Raw genomic sequence first — 20,664 nt, 5'->3', positions numbered from 1 at the left:
CCCTAATTATAGACATTAAAGATCCGCGAGGAGGATAATATGAAGCAGCAAATCGATGTAGGCATTATCGGCGGGGGGCCGGCGGGATTGAATGCGGCCCTCGTGCTCGGCAGAGCAAGAAAAAGCGTGGTCGTGATCGACGAAGAGCGTCCGCGCAACAGGGTTACCCGCGAGTCACACGGCTTTCTGACCCGGGATGGCATTAGTCCCGCAGAATTCCGCCGCATTGCGAGGGAACAAATAGGGGCGTACCCTTCCGTCTCTTTCGCTGCGGACGCGGCGGAAGCCGTCACGGGATCGGACGGTAATTTTCAAATCACGACCCGTCAGGGAAAGGTCTACCGGTGTAAAAAACTTCTTTTCGCCACGGGTAAAAAGGACCTTCCGGTCGATATTAACGGCCTGGCGGACGTTTACGGCAAAAGCGCGTTCGTCTGTCCTTACTGCGACGGGTGGGAACTGAGGGACCAGCCCCTGGTGCTGATCGTCAAGGGAGGGGCCGCGATGCATTCGGCCCGTACGATTTCCGGCTGGTCCGCGCGGACGACGATCTGTACCAACGGTCCCGATGAGCTCACGGAAGAACAGCGTGAAGAGCTTAAAGCGCATCATGTGCCAGTTTACGATTCGCCCATTGTGCGTATTGAGTCAAGCGGCGGCATGGTGGAAAGGGTTGTGCTCCAGGATGGCAGCGCCATCTCATGCAAAGGAATTTTCTTCGCGCCTAAACTGGCCGCCGGTTCGGAACTTCCGCGTGAGATCGGCTGCCGTATGACGGAAGGGGGAACCGTCGCGGCCGATCCTTTCGGCAAAACGAACGTGCCGGGAGTCTTTTCTGCCGGTGATTCCGCAACCGAAATGTATCAGGTGGTCACGGCCGCTTCTCTCGGATCCCTTGCCGCCGTCGGCATAAACACGGAGCTGCTTGCGGAAGCGTGGGGCAACCGGGCCTAGCGGGAGCTTTTGCGAGTTCTTTGTTGCGGCGGGTCATAAGGGACCGCAGGTCTCTTGCCTTGCACCTTTTTATATTTAAACCAAACACAGCGGCTCTTTGAGGCCGCTTTTTTATTGGAAACATTAGGATCTTATATTGACTGTACGGTCAGCATCCGGTAAAATTTTATTAACCGATCGGTTAGTATGGCAGAAGGAGGGCGCCGGTTGCCTTTACAACTTTACGAAAGAAACGAGATCTTCGAGGCTTGCCTTTCCGTTTTCGCGCGTCACGGGTATAAAGACACTTCGACCGGTATGCTGGCGGAGGCGGCGGGAATTTCCAAGGCGTTGATTTTTCACCATTTCAAAAGCAAAAAACTGCTGTATCTCAGCTTGGTAGATCACTGTTTCGATAAGGCGCGGGAAGAACTCCGGTTGGAGGCTGTTCCGGACTACGGTGATTTTTTTGAAGCGATTGAGACACACAGCCGCAAAAAGCTTGATTATTTCCGGAAGCATCCGAAGGATATTCAACTGATTTACGAGGTTTATTATCAAACCCCGGAAGAGCTGAAAGAGGAGATCGACAAGAAATACGGGTACGTACTAGCCTCCAAGAATGAGGTGTGGGAGCGGTTGTTTGAGAAGGTGTCTCTCCGGGAGGGAGTGGACCGTAAGCAGGCATTTGAGCTGGTCATCATTACTCTGGAGCATTTCGAGAACAAGTTCGTAACGGAAGTTACCGATCTGAGCGCCATCGACGACCGTTATATCGAAAACCTGTTTACGAAGATGAATGAATTCTGCACCATGATCCGTCATGGCATCGCGCAGGACCGCGCCTAATTGCTGCAGCACGAGATTTTCGCATAAACGTCAGCCGTTTTTCCGCTTATTCGCTTTTTGAGAAGAAGGGAGTAAACTCATGGAAAAAATTACGGGCGGCGATTTAAATTCGCCGGAAACGATGCGTGATGTTGCCGCGTTCTATAAGCGGCTGGCCGCACAGAAGGAACCGCTTCTCCGTCTCGATGATTTTTACGGGATGGGAGGGGCCTGGATCGCTTTTCGTCACGAAGATGTGGCCGCGATGCTGAAAGATCCCCGGTTGGTCAAGGATATGAGGAAATACGTGCCGCAGAACGAACCTGACGAAGCCGGGGCAAGCACGTATGTGGGCAAACTGTTTGAATGGCTGAGGAACATGCCGAATATGCTTACGGCCGATCCGCCCGATCATACCCGGCTGCGCAGGCTGGCTTCGAAAGCTTTTACGCCCCAGATGATCGAGGGCATGCGTCCGCGCATCCAGCAGATCGCCGACGAGCTTCTGGATGCCGTTCAGGATCGGGGGCAAATGGATCTGGTTACGGATTTCGCTTATCCGCTGCCCATTACTGTCATTTCGGAGATTCTGGGGATTCCGGCGGCCGACCGAAGCCGATTCCGGGGCTGGACTCAGAAGCTCCTGCAAGCCGCAACGGACCCGAGTCAAGGTTCCGCGGTGGAAGAGGCGCTGGATGAGTTCATCAGGTATATCCGTACGCTGCTGGACACAAAGCGCCGCAATCCCGGCGAAGACGTCACAAGCGGCCTCGTCCAGGCATACGAACAGGGAGACAAGCTGAGCGAGAACGAGCTTCTCTCCACAGTCTGGCTGCTTATCATCGCGGGTCATGAAACGACGGTCAACCTGATCGGCAACGGCGTGCTCGCGCTGCTGCAGCATCCCGGACAAATGCGTCTGCTCCGGGAAACGCCTTCTCTTCTTCCGAACGCTGTAGAAGAGCTGCTGCGTATGGAGGGTCCCATTGTCATCGCCAGCCGGTTTGCCGGGGAGGACATCGCCATGCACGGCAAAGTCATCCGCGAAGGTGAGATCGTGCTGCTGGCTCTGGCCGCCGCCAATCTGGACCCGGAGAAATTTTCGGATTCCTACAAGCTTGATATCACCCGCGAAGAAAACGAACATCTTGCTTTCGGCAAAGGGATCCACCACTGCCTCGGTGCGCCGCTTGCCCGAATGGAAGGAGAGATCGCTTTCGGCACGCTTTTGCGGCGCCTGCCGGACCTGCGTCTGGCGGTCGAACCGGAGAAGCTGACTTATAACCACGGAAAATTGCGCTCACTTACCAGTCTGCCTGTTCTTTTTTAACGCCTTAATATCAGTTAGAGCGTGGTATAGTTAGCCGGATCGCGTGCTTGACCGGTATCCTCGTATAATTTACGGTGGCATTGTAGCTCTGGCAAATGCTTTGGCGAATTGTAAACAAGTAGGCCCCATCCTATTGGAAGGGGCTTTATTTGTTACCTAATGTATGGAGCGCTGATCTACTCCTCTTTACTTCCTCCAGCCGCCCAAGCACAAGTATCCAAACTCTATAACGACACCAAAGTTCCCAAGTATTACAAAGGAAAAGCCATCAAGGAGAAGACCGCATCCTTAAATCGTTTTAACCCCGCACGCAGCTCTTTTTCATTCAAATAAGAATAGCTGATCCGCACCCGGGATCCCGACTCTCTGAGCGGATCGCAGATCGTACCCGGAACAAAGGTGAGGGACTGCTCCATGCAGCGGCTGAGCAGACGGTCCATCGGTACCGAAGCCGGCAGTTCCACCCACAGATTAAAGCCGCCGGCAGGGCTGGTCCAGCTCCAGCCCGTTCCGGCCAATTCATCTTCCATGATGTCTTTGCGCACGGCAAGGGCAATTCTCAGTTTCTCCAGATGCTGCTGCATCCGGTCCGAGAAGAAATAATGCAGAAAAATTTTCTGATTGAGAAGGGGAGCTCCGCTGTCGGATAACGATTTGGCCCGGATGAGGAAGGTCATCAACGACGGACGGCAGGCCACAACGGCTATGCTTAATCCCGGAGCGATATACTTGCTGAAACTGCGGAGATAGATGACGTAGCCAGCGGTGTCGTAGGCAAAGAGCGGGAGGGGAGGCTCATCGCCGAAATAAATATCGCGGCACGGATCGTCCTCGATCAGCAGGCACTTATAGGTTTCCGCCAGCTCGACCAATTTTTTGCGCTGTTCGGCCGGTACGGTGAAACCCGTCGGGTTGTGAAAGGTGGGGTTGAGGTAGAACAGGCGCGGCCTGCAGGTCCGCATGAGAGTTTCCACCTGCTCCATATCGTAACCGGACGGATAAATATCGACCGGTATGATCCGGGCGCCCTGCCGGCTGAAAACATCTATGGCCGGACTATAAGTCGGCCGCTCCAGCATAACGGCATCCCTCGGCTTTACGAGGACTCTGGCGACCAGATCGATCGCTTCCTGGGAACCGGAAGTGATCAGCAGTTCATCGGGAGACACGAAGAAACGGCTGGCTTTCGAGAAATAATCGCGAAGAGCTTCCCGCAGCTCCTGATCCCCCTGAACGGTCGAGTAGGTACCAAGCACTTTCGGATACAGATCGAACACCTTTTTTACATATTCCGACAAGTACAAATTCGGCAGCAGATTAGGATCGAGCAGCGCTTTGGAAAATTGATAGTCCGCCTGCACTTGATGAATTTCCGAAAGGTGGCTTTCGTGCACATACGCGGAAACGATCGGATCGTTCGAAGGACCCAGAAGCGACCGGCTGCCGGGATGAACATAGTACCCCGATTTGTCTTTTACATACACGTCTTCACTGCTCTTCAGCAGCTGGTAAGCCTTGAAAACGGTCAGCCGGTGAACCCGGAACTCCGCCGCCAGCGACCGGATCGAAGGAAGCTTGTCATGCGCTTTCCATTCCCCGCGTCTTATCCTTTCCAGCAGATAATTGTAAATTTGTTCGAACAGTTTATCCGAGTGGACGTTCGGACGATTTTCTTTTTCCACCCTGCATCGCTCATTTCTTCGGTTTTCGTTTTCACCAGTATAGCCGATTTCGGCGTTAATCTGTTCTGTACTTTGAAATCTGTTCTGTTCTTTCCCCTTTATACTGGGGGAAAAGGAGGAATGGATATGATCCCGCTCAACTATATCCTGATGTGTTTAATTTTCGGGACAACTTTTTTGGCCATCAAAGTGGGGATCGACGCAGGAGCGTCACCTTTCTTCTCGGCCGGAATCCGGTTTTTTCTTGCCGGTGTAATTCTGTTTATTGCCATGGTCGTACAAAAGAAAGCGAAAATCTCGCTTCTGCTCCGCAAAGAGATGGTGCTGACCGGCTTCGCGCTTACTTTCGGCGTTTTCGCCAGCCTCTACTGGGCGGAGCAGTATGTAAGCTCCGGAATCGCCGCCGTACTATCGGCAACGGCTCCGCTTATGATTATGCTGCTTCAGACGGCCATGATCAGGCAGAGCATGTCCGCGTCGTCCTGGGCAGGCTGTCTGGTGGGATTCGCGGGTGTGATTATTCTGCTTGTACCCGGCATGACTGTCGCTTTCAGCGCGGTTTGGGCGGCGGGATGCATCGCGGTTTTAGCGGGGCAGATCTTTTATTCGGCGGGGACGGTGTACTCCAGGCGGGTTATCCGGAGATTTTCGGATACGTCTCCGATTGCGCTGAATGCGGCCCAAATGCTGCACGGGGGAGTCATGCTCCTGCTGTTGTCGCTGTTCACGGAGCAAATTCATCCGGAAGCGCTGTTAGTTCCGGAAGCCGCTTTTTCACTGCTGTATCTCGTTGTCTTCGGCTCGATGATGGGGCACACCATATTTTACTGGCTTGTAGCCAAGACGAATCCCGTCTTTCCGTCCACCTGGCTTTATGTTTCTCCGCTGATCGCCCTCGGCCTGGGAGTTTATCTTTACGGTGAACCTTTCTCGTTGTTATCACTTCTGGGGGGAGTCACTATTATCGCGGGCATTTTCCTGATCAATCTCAAGAGCCTGCGGCAGCTCGCGGGCAGCCGGACTAATCTGGCTGAATGAAGTTAGCGGGCGGGAGGACTTTCGGATGAAAGCCGGCGGATCATTCGGTATGGAAATGTTCATAAATATGTCACTTATGCGGAGCCTTCCGTTGTCCCTATAATAACAAAGGTAAACAGAGAGGATGATGGAAGTGCCGACAACGAAGAAAGAACATGTTTATTTCGGGTTGATGATGTGCTGCGGGATGGTCGTGGGTATGATGTCTTATAATTTAATTAGGACTGGCCTCATCGGCACGATATCCTGGCAAGGAATACTGCTTCAATTCGTACTTTGCTTTATTACCGCGTTTCTTGTGGAATCGTTTGTCGTAGGCCCCGTGGCGAAGAAAATCGCTTTCTCGCTGCCTTTTGACAAGTCGAAGCAGATACTGGTCATTTTGTCCATGTCCGTCTGTATGGTAACCGGAATGGTTCTGGTTATGTCGGTGTACGGACTGGCGACGTCTTACTTCATGAATCCCCCGGCGGGACAATCATTGCTGGGCAGCTATTTTACGACGGCAGGTAAAAATTTTATATTTGCTCTGCCTCTACAGCTTCTTGTTGTGGGTCCGATTGCCCGTTATTTGTTTAAAAGATTCATTAAAAGCGAAAAAATGGGGGTATCCTTAACCTGATTTTACGTATTTTCGATTATTTGACGGAATATGACCAAATCTCCGTAGAAAAAAAGATTGACACAGTTATATGAATCTGTTACCTTGAAGGTAATTTCATACCCTTCAAAGGGGAGTAGCTTATACATGCTTAGTCGTCATTACGTGGCTTTATCGCCTCCGGCTTTGCATGCGACGTAAGAACGATCACGTTGTTAGCGAGACCTTTGCCTTACGGCATCGGTCTTTTATTTTGGGAAAAACAGCAGCCTTTGCCGGCCAACCGGTGAAGGCTGTTTTTATTTTGCCCTATTTCGGGGGAGGGAGGAAAAGCGGCGCGAGCTTTCAAGGGAATTTTTTTACCGCAGCATCAGATTATATGAGGAGGTAGATCAGCCCCATGTTAATTTCTTCATCCGCCCGGCTGAACGAGAAGGCGCTCGATATTGCGGCCGCCAGGCATCAGGCGATTCTGAGCAATCTTGCGAACGCGGATACGCCCGGTTACAAGAGCCGGTTTGTTTCTTTCGAAGAGGAACTGAGGAAAGCGACGGAAGGAACGGCTTCTTTGGAAGGAACCGTGACCCACAAGCGGCATTTCAAAATTCCGGGCTCCGGAGAATCGGACCCCATTAAAACCTCGATTCTCGGCCCGTATGCTTTTAACACTAACGGAAATAGTGTCGATGTGGATTACGAAATGTCCTTAATGGCTAAAAACCAGCTTGCCTACTCGGTTTTCGCCGAAAGGGTGAGCGGTCATTACAAGAAAATGAACGGGCTGCTCAGAAACTTGAAATAACACGCCCGGCGTAAATTCAACCTACCATAAAATTGCAGGAGGATAACGTATGGATGTTTCTCTAATTCTCGAATACGGCTGGGTACTGCTTGTGCTTGTCGGCTTGGAAGGTCTGCTTGCGGCGGACAATGCTCTCGTGCTCGCCATCATGGTCAAACATTTGCCCGATCAAGAAAGAAAAAGGGCGCTGTTTTACGGATTGGCCGGCGCTTTCGTCTTCCGCTTTCTGTCGCTGTTCATCATTTCTTTTCTCGTTGACGTCTGGCAGGTTCAAGCCATCGGCGCGGTGTATCTGATCTTCATCGCGCTCAATCATATTTTCCGTAAAGTTCTGGTCAAGAAGAGTGAAAACGGAAGTGCAAAAGAAAAACCGGCCAAAACGGGCTCTTCCTTCTGGGCGACCGTTTTCAAGGTGGAGCTGGCCGACATCGCTTTTGCGGTCGATTCTATTCTAGCGGCTGTCGCCCTGGCGGTGGCGCTGCCGGAAAGCGGGCTGCCGAGAGTCGGGGGGATGGACGGGGGACAATTTTTTATCGTCTTTGCGGGGGGACTCATCGGGTTGATCATTATGCGTTTTGCCGCCTCCTACTTCGTGAATCTGCTCAACCGGAGGCCCGGCCTTGAGATCGCCGCATTCGTCATCGTGGGCTGGGTGGGAGTGAAGCTGATCGTCTATACGCTCTCGCATCCCGCGCTTGCCGTCCTGCCCGAAGGATTTGCGAAGCTGCCGGCTTGGAAATATACGTTTTACGGCGTTCTGGTTCTTATCGCCTTGTGCGGCTGGTTTCTGTCGAAAGAAAAAAAGGAGACGGCGGTCTGACAACGGCGTGCCTTTATCCGCGGATCTAAGTAGATACGGGAGGAGAGATGTAAATGGAGCAGTGGATTACCGAAACGATGGGAACATTCGGGTATTTCGGCATCTTCCTGCTGATCGCGCTGGAAAACTTGTTTCCTCCGATTCCTTCGGAGGTTATCCTGACCTTGGGCGGGTTCATGACGACCACGTCCGCATTGACGGCAGCCGGCGTTATAGCGGCCGCAACCGCCGGTTCCGTGCTGGGTGCCGTCTGTCTGTACGGAGCCGGAAAGCTGATGTCAATGGAACGCCTGAAATCGGTAGTTGCCCGGTATGGGGGGATTTTCCGGCTGAAACCGGACGATATCGAAAAAGCGGGCTCCTGGTTTGACAAGTATGGTGTATGGGCCGTGTTTCTCGGGCGGCTTGTGCCCCTGATCCGCAGTCTGATTTCCATCCCTGCGGGAAGTGCCGGAATGAGCTTCGTTCCTTTCCTGCTTCTCACTACGGCGGGATCGCTTGTCTGGAACAGCGTTCTCGTCTATGTCGGCGCGGCCGTGGGAGCATCCTGGGAGACGATTGTGGGCTACATGGACATCTATTCGTCCGTTATTTACACGGGACTGGGTCTGTCCATCGTGCTTGTCGGTTTTTTCTACGTGCGAAGGCGGATCGTAAAAAACGATCCCGGGAAAGAATCGGCGGAGATCCGAACCGATAAATAACGGACAAGCTTAGGATGACTTTGGGATGACTAATGAGACTTGTGCCGGGCAAAGAGTGAAAAACAAACCGTTCCCGTTCCGGCTGGATACGAAAGACGGTCAAAAGGGGTGCCCGCAAATTTCGCGGGCACCCCTTCCGTTTGAGGCCGTACTATTCATTCCCCCTTTGAATTGTTGCATCGAGACCGGCGGCTTCTGAATTCAGCAGCACGCTCACACCTTCTTTCGGCTGAATAACTTTCCCTTCGACGACAACATGGAGCCGGCCGGTAACGGGATCGATAACGAGTCCGTGTACAAGAACCGATTCCGGGAACAGGGGATGCGAGCGGATCATGGAGACACTGTTGGCGATGCTTTCTTCCATGCTGGAAAATCCGGACAACCATCCGTTCAGATCAATGCCCGCTTCGGACAGCGTCCGCATATAAGGATCCGGGTCACTGAAGCCCCGGGCGCATTCGATATCGTCGTCGCTTCTTAAATTCGCTATCCTGCAATCGCGATGACCGATCACAAATAATTCTTTGGCCTTCGATTCGCAAATGGCAAGCAGAATGCTTCTCAGCACACTTCCCGACGGATGAGACACGACAGCGCCGGCGTTTTTGATGACTTTGACATCTTCATTTCGGATTCCGAGCGCTCTGGGCAGAAGTTCGGGGCTTGGAATGTCCATACAAGTAAGAATCACCATCTGTGTATCCGGGTAAGAGGACGCCGGCAAAGGGAGGGTCTGTTTCTCCTTCAGGAAAATCCGGTTGCGAGCGAGTACTTCATTCAGGCTTGACATGCAAAACACCTCCTTTCTTTTGTGATCTAAATTACCAAAATTAGTAAAATTACATCCTAATGTTAATTTGACGTTGGGTATTCGTAAATAATAAAAATCAACGAAAAATGATACATATCAATTTAACCCTCGCATTTTACCGAAAATTGATTCATTTTACGGATGTATAAAAAAATATCCCCGATGTGTATGGCCGAAATCCTTGTGCGTGAAGTACGTTTATGAGGTCGATTTCCTGACCCGGATGAATTACGGCATCCTCTCTCACCATAAAAAATCGATGATGTGCTGAAAGTGCCGGCATGAGGTTTGGCTCATTCATCTATCGGACAGAACGCGCTTTATCCCCAGCCGGTTATCGGGCAAAGTCAGCATGATTCCGTGCTTTTTTCGCTGGTCTGAGGTAATCTTAAGGTATACGAATCAGGGGAGGGGCCGGGATGAACGAACCGGGAATCGTCACGTTAAACAACGAGAATATCAGCGGGGAACATATTTGCTGTGCCATATCCGATAAGAAATGCGCCGACGGAGTGACGCTGAAAAAGGAATGGCTCCAGCAGCGCTTTCAGGAAGGTCTGCGTTTTAAAAAGCTGGACGTCCGGCAAAAGGTATTCATCGAATATATTCCGGCGGAATACGCCTGGTGCCCGGTGGAAGCTCCCGGTTACATCTACATAAACTGCTTCTGGGTAGCAGGTTCTTACAAAGGAAAAGGGTACGGTAAAAAGCTTCTCAGGGAATGCCTGGAAGAAGCGGGGGCGGAAAATGGCGCGATTGCGGTAACAAGCCGGACCAAACGGCCCTATTTGTCCGACAAATCTTTTTTTGTCCGCAACGGATTCCAGGTGTGCGATCAGGCGCCCCCTTATTTCGAGTTGGTCGCGCTGAAGTTCAAGGAAGACGCACCGTCTCCGAAATTCAAAACAACCGTCCATGAGCAGAAAGTAGACGTTGTAAAAGGATTTCAGGTTCTGTACACCGCCCAATGCCCCTATACGGACCATTATGTCGGCGAACTTGCGGATTGTGCCCGAGAGCGCTCCATTCCTGTCGAAATCAGGAGAATCGAGTCTACCGAGGAAGCGCAATCCGCGCCGACGCCCTACACCAGTTACAGTTTGTTTTATAACGGTCATTTTATCACACACGAAATTTTGACCCGGAGCAAGTTCGCTAAACAAATAGACGGCTGGATAGAAACGTACGGGTTGCCGGACGCCTGATAAATTTGGTGTATTTGTGCGTGGGGACGAACTGGCAGAGAAGAAAAAGCTTCGGTAATTCGAGTGCGGAGGTTGAAAGATGAAAGAAAAATATGTGTTTCGTTAAGTCCGCGGACCTCCGGGTATCCGTTTGTTCTTCATGCTTTTACGGTGATAAAACAAACATTCGGGAGGCTGAACATGGATATTAGGATTTGTGCATTAACCGCAGATGATAAGCTGGGGACCATGGAAGTGGACGGGAGTTTTATCGTCGATTCCGAACTTGCACTTACTATGGAGAACGGCCGGATCGGCTATACGGTTGCAGAAGTGCCCCGTTATACGAAAAGATATCCCGGCGAACCGGACGAAACAGGGGAGGACGGCGGGTATGCAAGCTATATCGGCAATCCCGATAAAGTCATGTACTTGGCGTGGGCGGAAGACCGGATCGTCGGCCAGATTATGCTGATGAAAAACTGGAACGCCTACGCTTACGTCGAAGACATCAAAGTCGCTCCTGCATACCGTAAATTCGGTATCGGCCGTAAGCTGATTGATGAGGCCAAGGACTGGGCCAAGTCAGGGGGAATGCCCGGAATCATGCTGGAGACGCAGAACAACAATGTCCGGGCTTGCAAGTTTTATGAAAGCTGCGGTTTTGTTCTGGGAGGATTCGATTCCTGTCTGTACAAAGGTCTCGACAAACAAAGTCAGGAAGTTGCGCTGTACTGGTATTTGATGTTCGATTAAGCTTATGCCTTCATAAATCGTATTTTGCGGTTTAGCGGAGGCATTTTTTCAGATTGGATGGATGGGCCGTCGATGAACATAAACAAACAGTCATCAGTGGAAACGGAAAAAAGTGAACGAGTAAAATCCCGGAAGGAGGAGGTGATTTTCCTCCTTCCGTCCGCTTGACTGCAGCTTGATTTTCATGTAGATTGATAAAAATAATTATATGAAAAGCGTTGAACAAGGAAACGGAGTTCAGCGGTCGCCGCACAGAAATGAAACCCAAAGGCTGAAAGGTTTCACGAAACGATCGGACTCTGTCCCGCCTTGCCAGTTGTAACGGGACTCCATTGGAGATGCCAGATAACCGTTGCCGGGTTAAGCCGTTATCCGAATGAGGACCGCGCACGCCTGCACGGTTGAATTAGGGTGGTAACACGACACATTCGTCCCTGACGAATGTGTCTTTTTGTTTTTTTATGAGCTTTCATAAGGAGATTACCAAGGAGACGATAGCGATGAGACAAAGCCGATTATTGCTTAACACTTTACGGGAAGCGCCTGCTGATGCGGAAGTGATCAGCCATCAGCTTATGCTGCGGGCCGGATATATCCGGCAGCTGGCGGCTGGGATTTATACCTACCTGCCTCTTGGAAGAAGAGTTTTAAGGAAGGCGGAGCAAATCGTGCGTGAGGAGATGGATCGTGCGGGAGCCCAGGAGATGCTCATGTCGGTTTTGCAGCCGGCAGAACTGTGGAAAGAATCCGGAAGATACTCGGTATACGGCCCCGAATTAATGCGTCTTAACGACCGGCACGACCGTGAGTTTGCACTGGGCCCGACTCATGAGGAAGTTATCACTTCTCTCGTGAAAGGAGAAATAAGTTCATACCGCAAGCTGCCGGTCACGCTGTATCAGATTCAGACGAAATTCCGCGATGAGCGGCGTCCCCGATTCGGATTGCTGCGCGGACGCGAGTTTCTTATGAAAGACGCCTATTCGTTCGATACCGATTGGGAAGGACTTAATGAATCATATAGGAAGATGTATCAAGCTTACAACCGGATACTCACCCGGTGTGAAATAAATTTCCGTGCCGTTGAGGCCGATGCAGGTGCGATAGGCGGAGAAGGCGGCACTCACGAATTTATAGCCCTTGCCGATATCGGGGAAGATACGATTGCCGCATGCACTGTTTGTGAATATGCCGCTAATCTCGAACAAGCGGAATCCAAGGCCGTACGAATGGAGTCCAATGAACCACCCTCGGAGGAGAAGCCGATGAAATTTCATACGCCTGACATCCGCACGATCAGTCAGCTCGTTCAGTTTCTGGGCATTCGTCCTTCCGATATTATGAAAACGATTGTTTATGTAGCCGATAAAACGGCCATTGCAGTTGTCGTTAGAGGAGACCGAGAAGTAAACGAAATTAAGGTGCAAAATTTCCTTGGGGCCCACGATTTCTCCATTGCGGATGCAGCAACTGTTGAAGAAGCTGTGGGTGCACCGGTTGGTTTTGCCGGACCTTTCGGCATGCACATCCCTGTTCTGCTCGATGAAGAGGTTCTAGGAATGGCAAATGGAATCGCGGGTGCCAACGAAGCGGACTACCATTACGGAAATCTCAATCCTTTACGTGATTTAGCGAATTATGAAATCGGCGATTTCCGACAAGCTGCCGAAGGAGACGGTTGTCCGCGCTGTGCCGAAGGCGTATTGAAATTGTCGCGCGGTATTGAAGTCGGGCATGTATTTAAATTGGGAACGAAGTACAGCGATACAATGGGGGCGTCTTTTCTGGATGCGGCCGGCAAAAACGCCTCCATCATTATGGGGTGTTATGGAATAGGTGTTTCACGCATTCTTTCCTCTGTAATCGAGCAAAAACATGATGCGAACGGCATCATCTGGCCCTTCGCTTTGGCGCCTTATCAGGTTCATCTTATTCCGGTTTCAATCAAGGACGACGCTCAAGTGCGAATGGCGAATGACATGTACCGCCGCCTGCAAGAGAATGGGATAGAGGTGCTGATAGATGATAGAGACGAGCGTCCCGGCGTTAAATTCAAGGATTCGGATCTGATCGGGATTCCACTGCGAATTATAATTGGCAAAGACGCGGTACAGGGCAGGGTGGAGTTTATAGAACGCGGGAGCGGATTGAAACAAACCATCACCGTCGAAGCTGCTTGCGAGCGGATTTTCGAACGGGCCCGTTTAGCCAAACTGGCGGATTGACAAGACCGCAGGGGCGTTATAAAATAGCTCCAAATGAAAGGGAGTATTCCAGATGAACTGCTTGGGAACTGAAAAAAGATATCCAAAATGCCGCTCCGTACAATCGGATACAAACGATGAAACGTTGTCCGGAGCTTAATCGAGAAGCGAACCGCTTTTCATTCATCGGCTGATAGCTTTCGAATTTTGCGTGAAGATTTCATGCTTATTTGAGCTGCCGTCCGCCGGTTAAATTAAGGCTGCCGACAATCGTTTGTCTGCAGCCTTTTGTGATACCTTGTTCAGTTTCCGCTGAAGAATGTATTGCTGTATTTGCACGCAAAATACAGAAAGCAGAAGGTTTGTGCCGCACCGGCGCATTCTTTCTGCTTTTTTTTATGGAAAAAGGAGAGATAACCATGAGCTTGCTGGAAATTACGGGCATGTCCCACTCGTTCGGAGACAGAACGTTATATAAAAGGGTGGATTTCGAATTATTCAAAGGGGAGCATCTGGGTGTCGTCGGACAGAACGGTACCGGAAAAAGCACGCTTCTGAGCATCTTGACGGGAGAAATTATCCCCGATGAGGGAGCAGTACGCTGGCAGCCGAACGTCCGGATCGGTTATCTCGATCAATATGCGGTCATCGACGGAAGCTTGACGGTTATGGAATATTTAAAAACGGCTTTTGCCCCGCTGTACGAACTTGAAAGGAAGATGAACGCTCTCTATGAAGAGAGCGCAGGCACCGGGAAGGAAGAACTTCTGCTGAAAGCCGCGCGCTGTCAGGAAGAGCTGGAGAGACAAGATTTTTATGGAGTGGACAGCACCATCGGGAAAATCGTCAACGGGCTAGGGCTCAGCGCCATCGGGACAGAGCGACCCATTCACGAATGGAGCGGGGGGCAGCGGGCCAAGGCGATTCTGGCCAAACTGCTTCTGGAAAAACCGGATGTGCTCCTGCTCGACGAGCCGACGAATTTTCTCGATAAAGAGCATATCGGCTGGCTGGCAGATTATTTAATGTCATTAACTAATGCCTTCGTCGTTATCTCGCATGATGCTGCCTTTCTTGATAAAATCACAACCTGCATTTGCGATATCGAAGGCGAAACGATAAAAAAATACCCCGGTAAATATTCGGATTTTATCCGGCAGAAGCAGCATTTGCGTGAGGAGCATATCCGGCGGTACAATGCCCAGCAGAAAACGATTCAAAGGACGGAAGAGTATATCCGCAAAAATATGGCCGGAGTCAACTCCCGAATCGCGCGGGGCCGTAAAAAGCAGCTGGACAAAATCGAAAGGATCGCGGCGCCTGCTTTTGTCTCCAAGCCGACCATCCGCTTCAGGGAAGTGCCGCTTGGGGCGCAGGAAGCGCTCCGTGTAAACGGACTCGAAGTGGGATATGACGATCCGCTGCTGCCCAAGTTAACTTTTTCCGTCAGAAACGGGGAAAAGGTCGTTATTACGGGGTTTAACGGAATCGGCAAATCGACCTTGCTCAAAACGCTTACGGGAAAAATTCCGGCTATTTCCGGCGTATTCCGTTTTGCTGAACCGGTCAGAATCGGCTATTATGAGCAGGATTTAGTCTGGGAAAACGACGCGATAACACCCGTTCAGTTTTTGTCGGATTGCTATCCGCAGTTGACTAACAAAGAAATCCGGCGTCATTTGGCACAGTGCGGAGTCAACGAAACGAGAGCCTCCCAATCACTTCGCAGCTTGAGCGGAGGAGAGCAGTCGAAAGTGAAATTGTGCCGGCTGCAGCTTTCGTCCTGTAACCTGCTCATCATGGACGAACCGACCAACCACCTGGATGCGGAAGCGAAAGACGCTTTGCGCAGCGCTTTGATTCACTTCGGCGGCTGCCTCATTCTGGTGTCTCACGAACACAAATTTTACGAGGGGTGGGTGGACCGGGTACTCGAAATCGGGAAAGGGAAGCGCAAGTTCGAATAAGCCAGGGCGGTCTCGTCTCATCGTATAGGATTGTGTAACGGAGAAAAGCACAGGGAAAGCGGCCCGATTCGTTCGGCCTGAAATTCCCTGTGCTTTGTTATTTTATTCGTACTATAAAACAGGCGTAACCGTCCGATTACTGGATCGTTAAGGTTCGCTTATTTCGTTCTGCCGTTTTGCAGCCCCGCCGAAAACACAAGCGCGATAACCACGGCAGCGGCTATGACCAGAAAAGCGTCGGAGTACGGAGCGGCGTTCAGAACATAGAAGGGGTTCAGGGGACCATGCGCGTTTTCTTTACGAGCCGCCAGGAACGCTCCGATAACGGAAGCGCCTGTACCTGCCCCGAGGAATAAGGCCCCCTGGAATATCCCGAGCCCCGCGCCGACTTGCTCTTCTCCAAGCGTATTCGCAGCAGCGTTGTTCGCCGGCGAATTGGCAAAGGCGACGCCCAGACCCAGACCGAGCATACCGGTCGCGGCCAATAGAGGAGAACTCCCCGCTGCGAAAGTGGAAATAAACAAGAGCGAAATGCCCATAAGCGAAAGTCCCGCGATAACGGGAATTTTGGCTCCGATCCGGTCGGAAAGACGACCGGCCGCAGGAGAGAACACGGCCACAGCCGCTGCGCCCGGAAGCAGGACAAGTCCCGCTGCTGCTGGGGATAGACCGTTTACTTCAACAACGAGAAGCGGGACGTAGACAAGTGACGAGACGTAAGCGAACATCGTGAAGAAGCCGACCCATACGGCCGCCGAGTAGCTTTTATCGGCAAATAACGCAGGTGGAACGAAGGGTTGCTCCGCCGTGAAAATTCGCCGGATGAATGCGGCTGTCAGGAGACAAGCGCCCGATAGGCTGCCCCAGGAGGCTGGCGACCGGAATCCTTCCGTTTGTCCCTGTGTGACGCCGAAAAGGAATAAACCCGCCGCCAGGCCGAACAAAATACCGCCAAGAAGATCCAAACGGCTCTCTTTGAGGGTCTCGGTTCGGGAACCGCCAGGGAGCACATAAAGAGCACAGGGAACAAGTGCCAGCAGCAGTACAAGCGTGAGCCAGAAGAGAGAAGGCCAACCGAACACTTGGCCGACAAAACCTCCGAAAATCGGCCCGGCCGCCGTCCCGAGACCGATACTGCCCGCAAGGAGACCGAGTGCGGCGCCTCTGCTTCCGGACGGAAGAACTTGAGAGACCGCGATGACGGAAAGAACCGGGATGGCCGCTGAACCCGCCCCTTGCAGCATCCGGCCTCCTACCAGAATCGGAAGGGCAGGGGCGACCGCGCAGACGAGGCTTCCGGCGGCAAATATCAAGAGAGCAAGAGCATAAAGCTTCCGTATACTAAAAAAATCCGAAATGCGGCCATACAGCGGAACACCGATAGAGATTACAAGCAGAACTCCGCTCACTACCCAGCCGGCCCCGGCTTCGGAGGCTCCGAAATCTTTGCGGATAAGAGGAAGAACCGGGTTGACCATATCGGCTGTCATACAGGCAAGGAATAAAGAAAAAACGAGCACAAGCAGCAGGGGAAGCTGCCGAGTTCTTTTAAAATCAGTTTGAACGTTCATCTATTTTACCTCCTAAAATTTAATGGGGTTAATCTTAGGAGGGAATTCCCATGCTTTGTTAATCAAGACAGTCACCTCCCTTCAGAAGAGATGTATAAGCACGTAAATGAACACAAAAAAGACGCCCCAACAAACCGGCGCCAAGTCGCTGCATGTTAAATGGAAATCTGCTGGTTAATGACAAACGTTTTTCATTGTGCAGATTCCCTTACGCGAGGCAAAAAGCGTCCGGCGGCAGTTTCCATGAAGTTCACTTCAACGCTGAGCGAAAAAAGGCAGACGTATCCCGTCACTGCCCGATCACCGGATTTTTTGATTCTCTTTTTAACCGGAACGAAGATGGGGTTCATCGCTTTTTGCCTCCTTTCCTGCGTGATTGTCTCTAATTTTATGAGAAAAACTTTTGAAAATCAATATTGCTTACATAGAGCCCCGTTTCTTCACGCACTTCACGGACTATCGCTTCAGCAGGCGCCTCGCCGGGTTCAATGGCTCCTGCGGGCAGGCTCCATTTCTCGCCGTTTCCTTTGTTTTGCAATAAAACTTCTCCCGAATCATTCCGGACAATTCCCCCAAAAATCAATTTCTTTAAAGAGCGGGATTTAGTATGCTAGGAGATAAGACTTTACGGCAGGGGGGAATACTGGATGAACGACAAAGATGCTTTGAAAGAGGCATTTAAACGGGTCTCTTATCCGCTCGGCGGTAACGGGCAGCGGGAAGCCGGGGTATTGAAGCGGGTCTTCGACGAGGTAGAGGACACGCTGGAAAGCGACGTTTACGGAACCGGGAAGCTTATAGAAGAGTTTCAGAGTAAAATAGCGGCTTATCTCGGCAAGGAATCGGCCGTATTTTTCCCGAGCGGAACGATGGCCCAGCAAATTGCGCTAAGAATCTGGTGCGACGAGAAAGGGAGCAAGCGGGTTGCGTACCATCCGCTCTGTCACCTGGAAATTCACGAGGAAGACGGTTTGAAGGAGCTGCACCGCATTGAGCCGGTTTTGCTGGCGGATAAGAACAGGCTGATTACGCTTGCGGATATAAAGCAGTTAGGCGAGGAGGTCTCCTGCCTGCTCCTTGAACTGCCGCAACGGGAAATCGGCGGTCAACTGCCCGATTTCGAGGAGCTGGCGTCTATTTCCGCTTATTGTCGAGAAAAAGGTATAAAGCTCCATTTGGACGGAGCGAGGTTATTCGAAATTACGCCGTACTACCAAAAAACGGCGGCTGAAATAAGCGCGTTGTTTGACAGCGTGTACGTGTCTTTCTACAAAGGAATCGGAGGCATTGCGGGAGCCGTTCTGGCCGGAGACGGCGATTTTACAGAGCGCTCCAAAGTATGGAAGAGGCGCCACGGCGGCGATCTCATTAGTCTTTATCCGTATATTATTACATCGGATTATTATTTTGACCGGCGCATCGGCAGGATGGCACAGTATTACGCAGAAGCGAAGGAACTTGCGGGTTTCTTCAACGAATGTGAAGGAATACATACGCTGCCCGCGGTGCCGGTTTCCAACCTGTTTCATGTTCATTTCAACCTTGCGGAGACGGCGATCATTCCGGTTCTTATTGAAGTATATGAAGCCACCGGGGTGGGGCTGACTTCCTGGTTGCATGAACGTGAAGAAGAAACCTGCTATTTCGAAATCAGCATCGGCGACAAGTATGAGAACGTCCCGAAAGACAAGCTTCATGAAGCTTTCCGCCTGCTGAACGGGAAGCTGGAAGCGGCTATCTACATAGGAAAGAAGGCGCGCAATGAAACGGACCTTAGTCATCAGTGACATACATGGAGAAATAGACAAGTTCATAAGGCTGCTTGAGCAGACGGGCTACGATTGCCGGCAGGACCGGCTGATTTTGCTGGGCGATTATGTGGATAAAGGCCCCGATTCCAGACGAGTGGTGGAAAAGGTCATGCAGCTTCACCGGGACGGCGCGATTGTCCTCAAAGGGAACCACGATCATATGATGGTCAAATCGTTCGAGCGTGATCCCGTATTTATTGAACGCTGGTTCCGGAACGGGGCGCGGCCGACATTAACGAGTTACGATCATGGAGGAGCAGCGGAGGAAGCTCCGACTCCCGAAACATTGGAGCTTACGCCCCTGCTGGAGGAGCACCTCTCCTTTTTGAACGGACTCCAAACGTATTACGAAACCGAGGATACGATTTTTGTCCATGCCGGCGTGCATCCGTCCACTCCGCTTGCGGAAACGGATCCTTATGTGCTGATGTGGATCCGCGACGAGTTTCACAAGGGTTACCGGGGCAACAAAACGGTTGTGTTCGGGCACACGATCACGCAAACCCTTCATGGTAAACATGATGTTTATTTCGGCGATAACAACATCATCGGAATTGACGGCGGAGCCGTGTACGGAGGGCTGCTGCACTGCCTTGAACTGCCGGGCCGGAATGTCTATTCCGTTAAATAAACAACCATCTGCACATGAAAAGGCCGCTTTGTAAAAACGCTCGCGAAGCGGAAGCAGCCTGCATCCTGAAAAACCGTTCAGTAGCTGAACGGTTTTTTTTCTTTTATAAACAAGTGGACAGAGGAAAGTAACAATTCCTTAACAAAGGCTTTATGATTCGTTTGGGATTGAGGGCGGCTCACCGTTGTATAATGCAAACAAACGTCTTCATCAGATCCATTCAACCATCAAAAACGGCTCAAACGGCCGCAAGTTTGCAGAAAAGAAAGGATGCCCCTCCATGTACCAAGGAAAACTCCGTAAAATGATGGTCCTCCTGTTAGTGTTATACACCGCGTTGATTTTTTATTTTTTGTATATCGGATTTGACCGGAGTTCCCGTCTCGCAGACGGGGCCATGCGCTACAATCTGAATCCGGAAGGAATTCCGCTGCATTTTCCGATGGGACGGGATTTTCATAATTGGATCTTCGAATTCGGCAACTTTGCCGCTTTTGTTCCTTTCGGGCTGCTTATCCCGCTCTTGTTCCGCAGTAAATTTCTTCCGTTTATCGGCTGCTTCCTGGTGTCGATCACGTTTCTTGAAACGATGCAAATGCTGACGCGCTTGGGTTCATTCGATGTTAACGACATCGTGATCAATACGCTGGGAGCCGCCGTAGGTTTTGGGGCGCAGCGCTTAGTCCCGGGCAGCCGGGACAATTTGCGGGGCGTCGTCCGGCTTGCCGTGATGACGGTTCTCCTTTCGGCCGGAACGGTTGCCGCTGTCGGCGGAATGAACGATTCACTGGAAAAAGGGAGCGGCAGCTACCGGTTTACGCCGAAGGAGCTTCCGCCACACAGTACAGTGCTGCATAACGACATACAGCGGCAGAGGGCGGATTAAGCCTCATCCGTCACTTTTCAACCCGCGCACAGTTGTCCGTGCGCGGGTTTTTGGCGTCTCATGAGAGCGGAATGTCTGCTTATCGCAAGATGGTGTTCCGCT

19 protein-coding genes and 1 pseudogene are annotated in these 20,664 nt (G+C 51.4%); 15 read left to right on the top strand and 5 right to left on the bottom strand.

What is annotated here, in order from left to right:
* The first annotated feature begins 39 nt into the window (after positions 1–39).
* The 3 genes from ABC395_RS14160 (at position 40) to ABC395_RS14150 (ending at position 3,091) form a co-directional block, all read left to right on the top strand.
* Positions 40–954 (top strand): NAD(P)/FAD-dependent oxidoreductase, encoded by a 915-nt coding sequence (locus tag ABC395_RS14160; protein ID WP_413003991.1) that lies wholly within the window; start codon positions 40–42, stop codon positions 952–954.
* A gap of 207 nt (positions 955–1,161) precedes the next feature.
* Positions 1,162–1,782, top strand: coding sequence for a TetR/AcrR family transcriptional regulator (locus ABC395_RS14155; protein ID WP_413003989.1), 621 nt, complete (start codon positions 1,162–1,164; stop codon positions 1,780–1,782).
* Between the two features lie 79 nt (positions 1,783–1,861).
* Complete coding sequence (locus tag ABC395_RS14150; protein ID WP_413003988.1) at positions 1,862–3,091, top strand: cytochrome P450 family protein; 1,230 nt, start codon at positions 1,862–1,864, stop codon at positions 3,089–3,091.
* Between the two features lie 251 nt (positions 3,092–3,342).
* Here ABC395_RS14150 and ABC395_RS14145 read toward each other — a convergent pair whose 3' ends face one another.
* On the bottom strand, positions 3,343–4,773 hold the full coding sequence (locus tag ABC395_RS14145; RefSeq protein WP_413003986.1) for an aminotransferase-like domain-containing protein: 1,431 nt from the start codon (positions 4,771–4,773) through the stop codon (positions 3,343–3,345).
* 126 nt (positions 4,774–4,899) lie between these two features.
* Here ABC395_RS14145 and ABC395_RS14140 point away from each other — a divergent pair, with 126 nt between their 5' ends.
* From ABC395_RS14140 to ABC395_RS14120, 5 genes are all read left to right on the top strand, one after another.
* A complete protein-coding gene (locus ABC395_RS14140) occupies positions 4,900–5,811 on the top strand; it encodes a DMT family transporter (RefSeq protein ID WP_413003985.1) in 912 nt (303 codons plus the stop codon).
* A gap of 133 nt (positions 5,812–5,944) precedes the next feature.
* Positions 5,945–6,433 carry a DUF2798 domain-containing protein gene (locus ABC395_RS14135; protein ID WP_413003984.1) on the top strand — a complete coding sequence of 163 codons (489 nt, stop codon included), beginning with the start codon at positions 5,945–5,947 and terminating at the stop codon, positions 6,431–6,433.
* Positions 6,434–6,812: 379 nt separating this feature from the next.
* Positions 6,813–7,214 (top strand): flagellar basal body rod protein FlgB, encoded by a 402-nt coding sequence (flgB, locus tag ABC395_RS14130; protein WP_413003983.1) that lies wholly within the window; start codon positions 6,813–6,815, stop codon positions 7,212–7,214.
* 49 nt (positions 7,215–7,263) lie between these two features.
* The gene (locus ABC395_RS14125; protein ID WP_413003981.1) at positions 7,264–8,034 is read left to right on the top strand and encodes a TerC family protein; all 771 of its coding nucleotides are present in this window, start codon (positions 7,264–7,266) and stop codon (positions 8,032–8,034) included.
* A gap of 53 nt (positions 8,035–8,087) precedes the next feature.
* The gene (locus tag ABC395_RS14120; protein WP_413003979.1) at positions 8,088–8,738 is read left to right on the top strand and encodes a DedA family protein; all 651 of its coding nucleotides are present in this window, start codon (positions 8,088–8,090) and stop codon (positions 8,736–8,738) included.
* Between the two features lie 151 nt (positions 8,739–8,889).
* Here ABC395_RS14120 and ABC395_RS14115 read toward each other — a convergent pair whose 3' ends face one another.
* Entirely contained in the window at positions 8,890–9,531 is a 642-nt protein-coding gene (locus ABC395_RS14115; protein ID WP_413003977.1) for a beta-class carbonic anhydrase, read from the bottom strand.
* A gap of 440 nt (positions 9,532–9,971) precedes the next feature.
* Here ABC395_RS14115 and ABC395_RS14110 point away from each other — a divergent pair, with 440 nt between their 5' ends.
* The 4 genes from ABC395_RS14110 to ABC395_RS14095 all read left to right on the top strand — a co-directional run bounded on the left by ABC395_RS14110 (position 9,972) and on the right by ABC395_RS14095 (position 15,663).
* Positions 9,972–10,757, top strand: a complete 786-nt coding sequence (locus tag ABC395_RS14110; RefSeq protein ID WP_413003975.1) for a GNAT family N-acetyltransferase — start codon at positions 9,972–9,974, stop codon at positions 10,755–10,757.
* Positions 10,758–10,937: 180 nt separating this feature from the next.
* Entirely contained in the window at positions 10,938–11,492 is a 555-nt protein-coding gene (locus ABC395_RS14105) for a GNAT family N-acetyltransferase (RefSeq protein WP_413003973.1), read from the top strand.
* A 500-nt stretch (positions 11,493–11,992) separates the two neighbouring features.
* Positions 11,993–13,717, top strand: coding sequence for a proline--tRNA ligase (locus ABC395_RS14100; protein ID WP_413003972.1), 1,725 nt, complete (start codon positions 11,993–11,995; stop codon positions 13,715–13,717).
* Between the two features lie 398 nt (positions 13,718–14,115).
* Positions 14,116–15,663 (top strand): ABC-F family ATP-binding cassette domain-containing protein, encoded by a 1,548-nt coding sequence (locus ABC395_RS14095; RefSeq protein ID WP_413003970.1) that lies wholly within the window; start codon positions 14,116–14,118, stop codon positions 15,661–15,663.
* A 158-nt stretch (positions 15,664–15,821) separates the two neighbouring features.
* On the opposite strand, the gene ABC395_RS14090 is transcribed toward ABC395_RS14095, so the two are convergent.
* The 3 genes and pseudogenes from ABC395_RS14090 to ABC395_RS14080 form a co-directional block, all read right to left on the bottom strand.
* Entirely contained in the window at positions 15,822–17,234 is a 1,413-nt protein-coding gene (locus ABC395_RS14090) for an MFS transporter (RefSeq protein ID WP_413003968.1), read from the bottom strand.
* A gap of 191 nt (positions 17,235–17,425) precedes the next feature.
* Positions 17,426–17,584 carry a hypothetical protein gene (locus ABC395_RS14085; protein WP_413003966.1) on the bottom strand — a complete coding sequence of 53 codons (159 nt, stop codon included), beginning with the start codon at positions 17,582–17,584 and terminating at the stop codon, positions 17,426–17,428.
* A gap of 44 nt (positions 17,585–17,628) precedes the next feature.
* Positions 17,629–17,802 (bottom strand): annotated as a pseudogene (locus tag ABC395_RS14080) (NUDIX domain-containing protein); the annotation flags it as partial.
* Between the two features lie 79 nt (positions 17,803–17,881).
* Between ABC395_RS14080 and ABC395_RS14075 the strand changes: the two are divergent.
* The 3 genes from ABC395_RS14075 to ABC395_RS14065 all read left to right on the top strand — a co-directional run bounded on the left by ABC395_RS14075 (position 17,882) and on the right by ABC395_RS14065 (position 20,562).
* Positions 17,882–19,021: a threonine aldolase family protein gene (locus ABC395_RS14075; protein ID WP_413003964.1), complete on the top strand. Its 1,140-nt coding sequence runs from the start codon at positions 17,882–17,884 to the stop codon at positions 19,019–19,021.
* Entirely contained in the window at positions 18,996–19,676 is a 681-nt protein-coding gene (locus tag ABC395_RS14070) for a metallophosphoesterase family protein (protein ID WP_413003962.1), read from the top strand. Before ABC395_RS14075 ends, ABC395_RS14070 begins: the two co-directional genes overlap by 26 nt.
* Positions 19,677–19,956: 280 nt before the next feature.
* Positions 19,957–20,562: a VanZ family protein gene (locus tag ABC395_RS14065; protein WP_413003960.1), complete on the top strand. Its 606-nt coding sequence runs from the start codon at positions 19,957–19,959 to the stop codon at positions 20,560–20,562.
* Positions 20,563–20,664: the final 102 nt, after the last annotated feature.

The sequence above is a fragment of the Paenibacillus canaveralius genome, assembly GCF_047238265.1.
In the GTDB taxonomy this organism is placed as follows: Bacteria; Bacillota; Bacilli; order Paenibacillales; family NBRC-103111; genus Paenibacillus_F.
This window is presented reverse-complemented; position numbering and strand designations above follow the sequence as displayed.

Excerpts from the sequence above, each read along its gene's own strand:
- ABC395_RS14150 (WP_413003988.1), top strand. The coding sequence starts at position 1,862 with ATGGAAAAAATTACGGGCGGCGATTTAAATTCGCCGGAAACGATGCGT.
- ABC395_RS14115 (WP_413003977.1), bottom strand. The coding sequence starts at position 9,531 with ATGTCAAGCCTGAATGAAGTACTCGCTCGCAACCGGATTTTCCTGAAG.
- ABC395_RS14085 (WP_413003966.1), bottom strand. The coding sequence starts at position 17,584 with ATGAACCCCATCTTCGTTCCGGTTAAAAAGAGAATCAAAAAATCCGGT.
- ABC395_RS14075 (WP_413003964.1), top strand. The coding sequence starts at position 17,882 with ATGAACGACAAAGATGCTTTGAAAGAGGCATTTAAACGGGTCTCTTAT.
- flgB (WP_413003983.1), top strand. The coding sequence starts at position 6,813 with ATGTTAATTTCTTCATCCGCCCGGCTGAACGAGAAGGCGCTCGATATT.
- ABC395_RS14105 (WP_413003973.1), top strand. The coding sequence starts at position 10,938 with ATGGATATTAGGATTTGTGCATTAACCGCAGATGATAAGCTGGGGACC.
- ABC395_RS14125 (WP_413003981.1), top strand. The coding sequence starts at position 7,264 with ATGGATGTTTCTCTAATTCTCGAATACGGCTGGGTACTGCTTGTGCTT.
- ABC395_RS14160 (WP_413003991.1), top strand. The coding sequence starts at position 40 with ATGAAGCAGCAAATCGATGTAGGCATTATCGGCGGGGGGCCGGCGGGA.
- ABC395_RS14120 (WP_413003979.1), top strand. The coding sequence starts at position 8,088 with ATGGAGCAGTGGATTACCGAAACGATGGGAACATTCGGGTATTTCGGC.
- ABC395_RS14100 (WP_413003972.1), top strand. The coding sequence starts at position 11,993 with ATGAGACAAAGCCGATTATTGCTTAACACTTTACGGGAAGCGCCTGCT.
- ABC395_RS14090 (WP_413003968.1), bottom strand. The coding sequence starts at position 17,234 with ATGAACGTTCAAACTGATTTTAAAAGAACTCGGCAGCTTCCCCTGCTG.
- ABC395_RS14140 (WP_413003985.1), top strand. The coding sequence starts at position 4,900 with ATGATCCCGCTCAACTATATCCTGATGTGTTTAATTTTCGGGACAACT.
- ABC395_RS14110 (WP_413003975.1), top strand. The coding sequence starts at position 9,972 with ATGAACGAACCGGGAATCGTCACGTTAAACAACGAGAATATCAGCGGG.
- ABC395_RS14070 (WP_413003962.1), top strand. The coding sequence starts at position 18,996 with ATGAAACGGACCTTAGTCATCAGTGACATACATGGAGAAATAGACAAG.
- ABC395_RS14065 (WP_413003960.1), top strand. The coding sequence starts at position 19,957 with ATGTACCAAGGAAAACTCCGTAAAATGATGGTCCTCCTGTTAGTGTTA.
- ABC395_RS14095 (WP_413003970.1), top strand. The coding sequence starts at position 14,116 with ATGAGCTTGCTGGAAATTACGGGCATGTCCCACTCGTTCGGAGACAGA.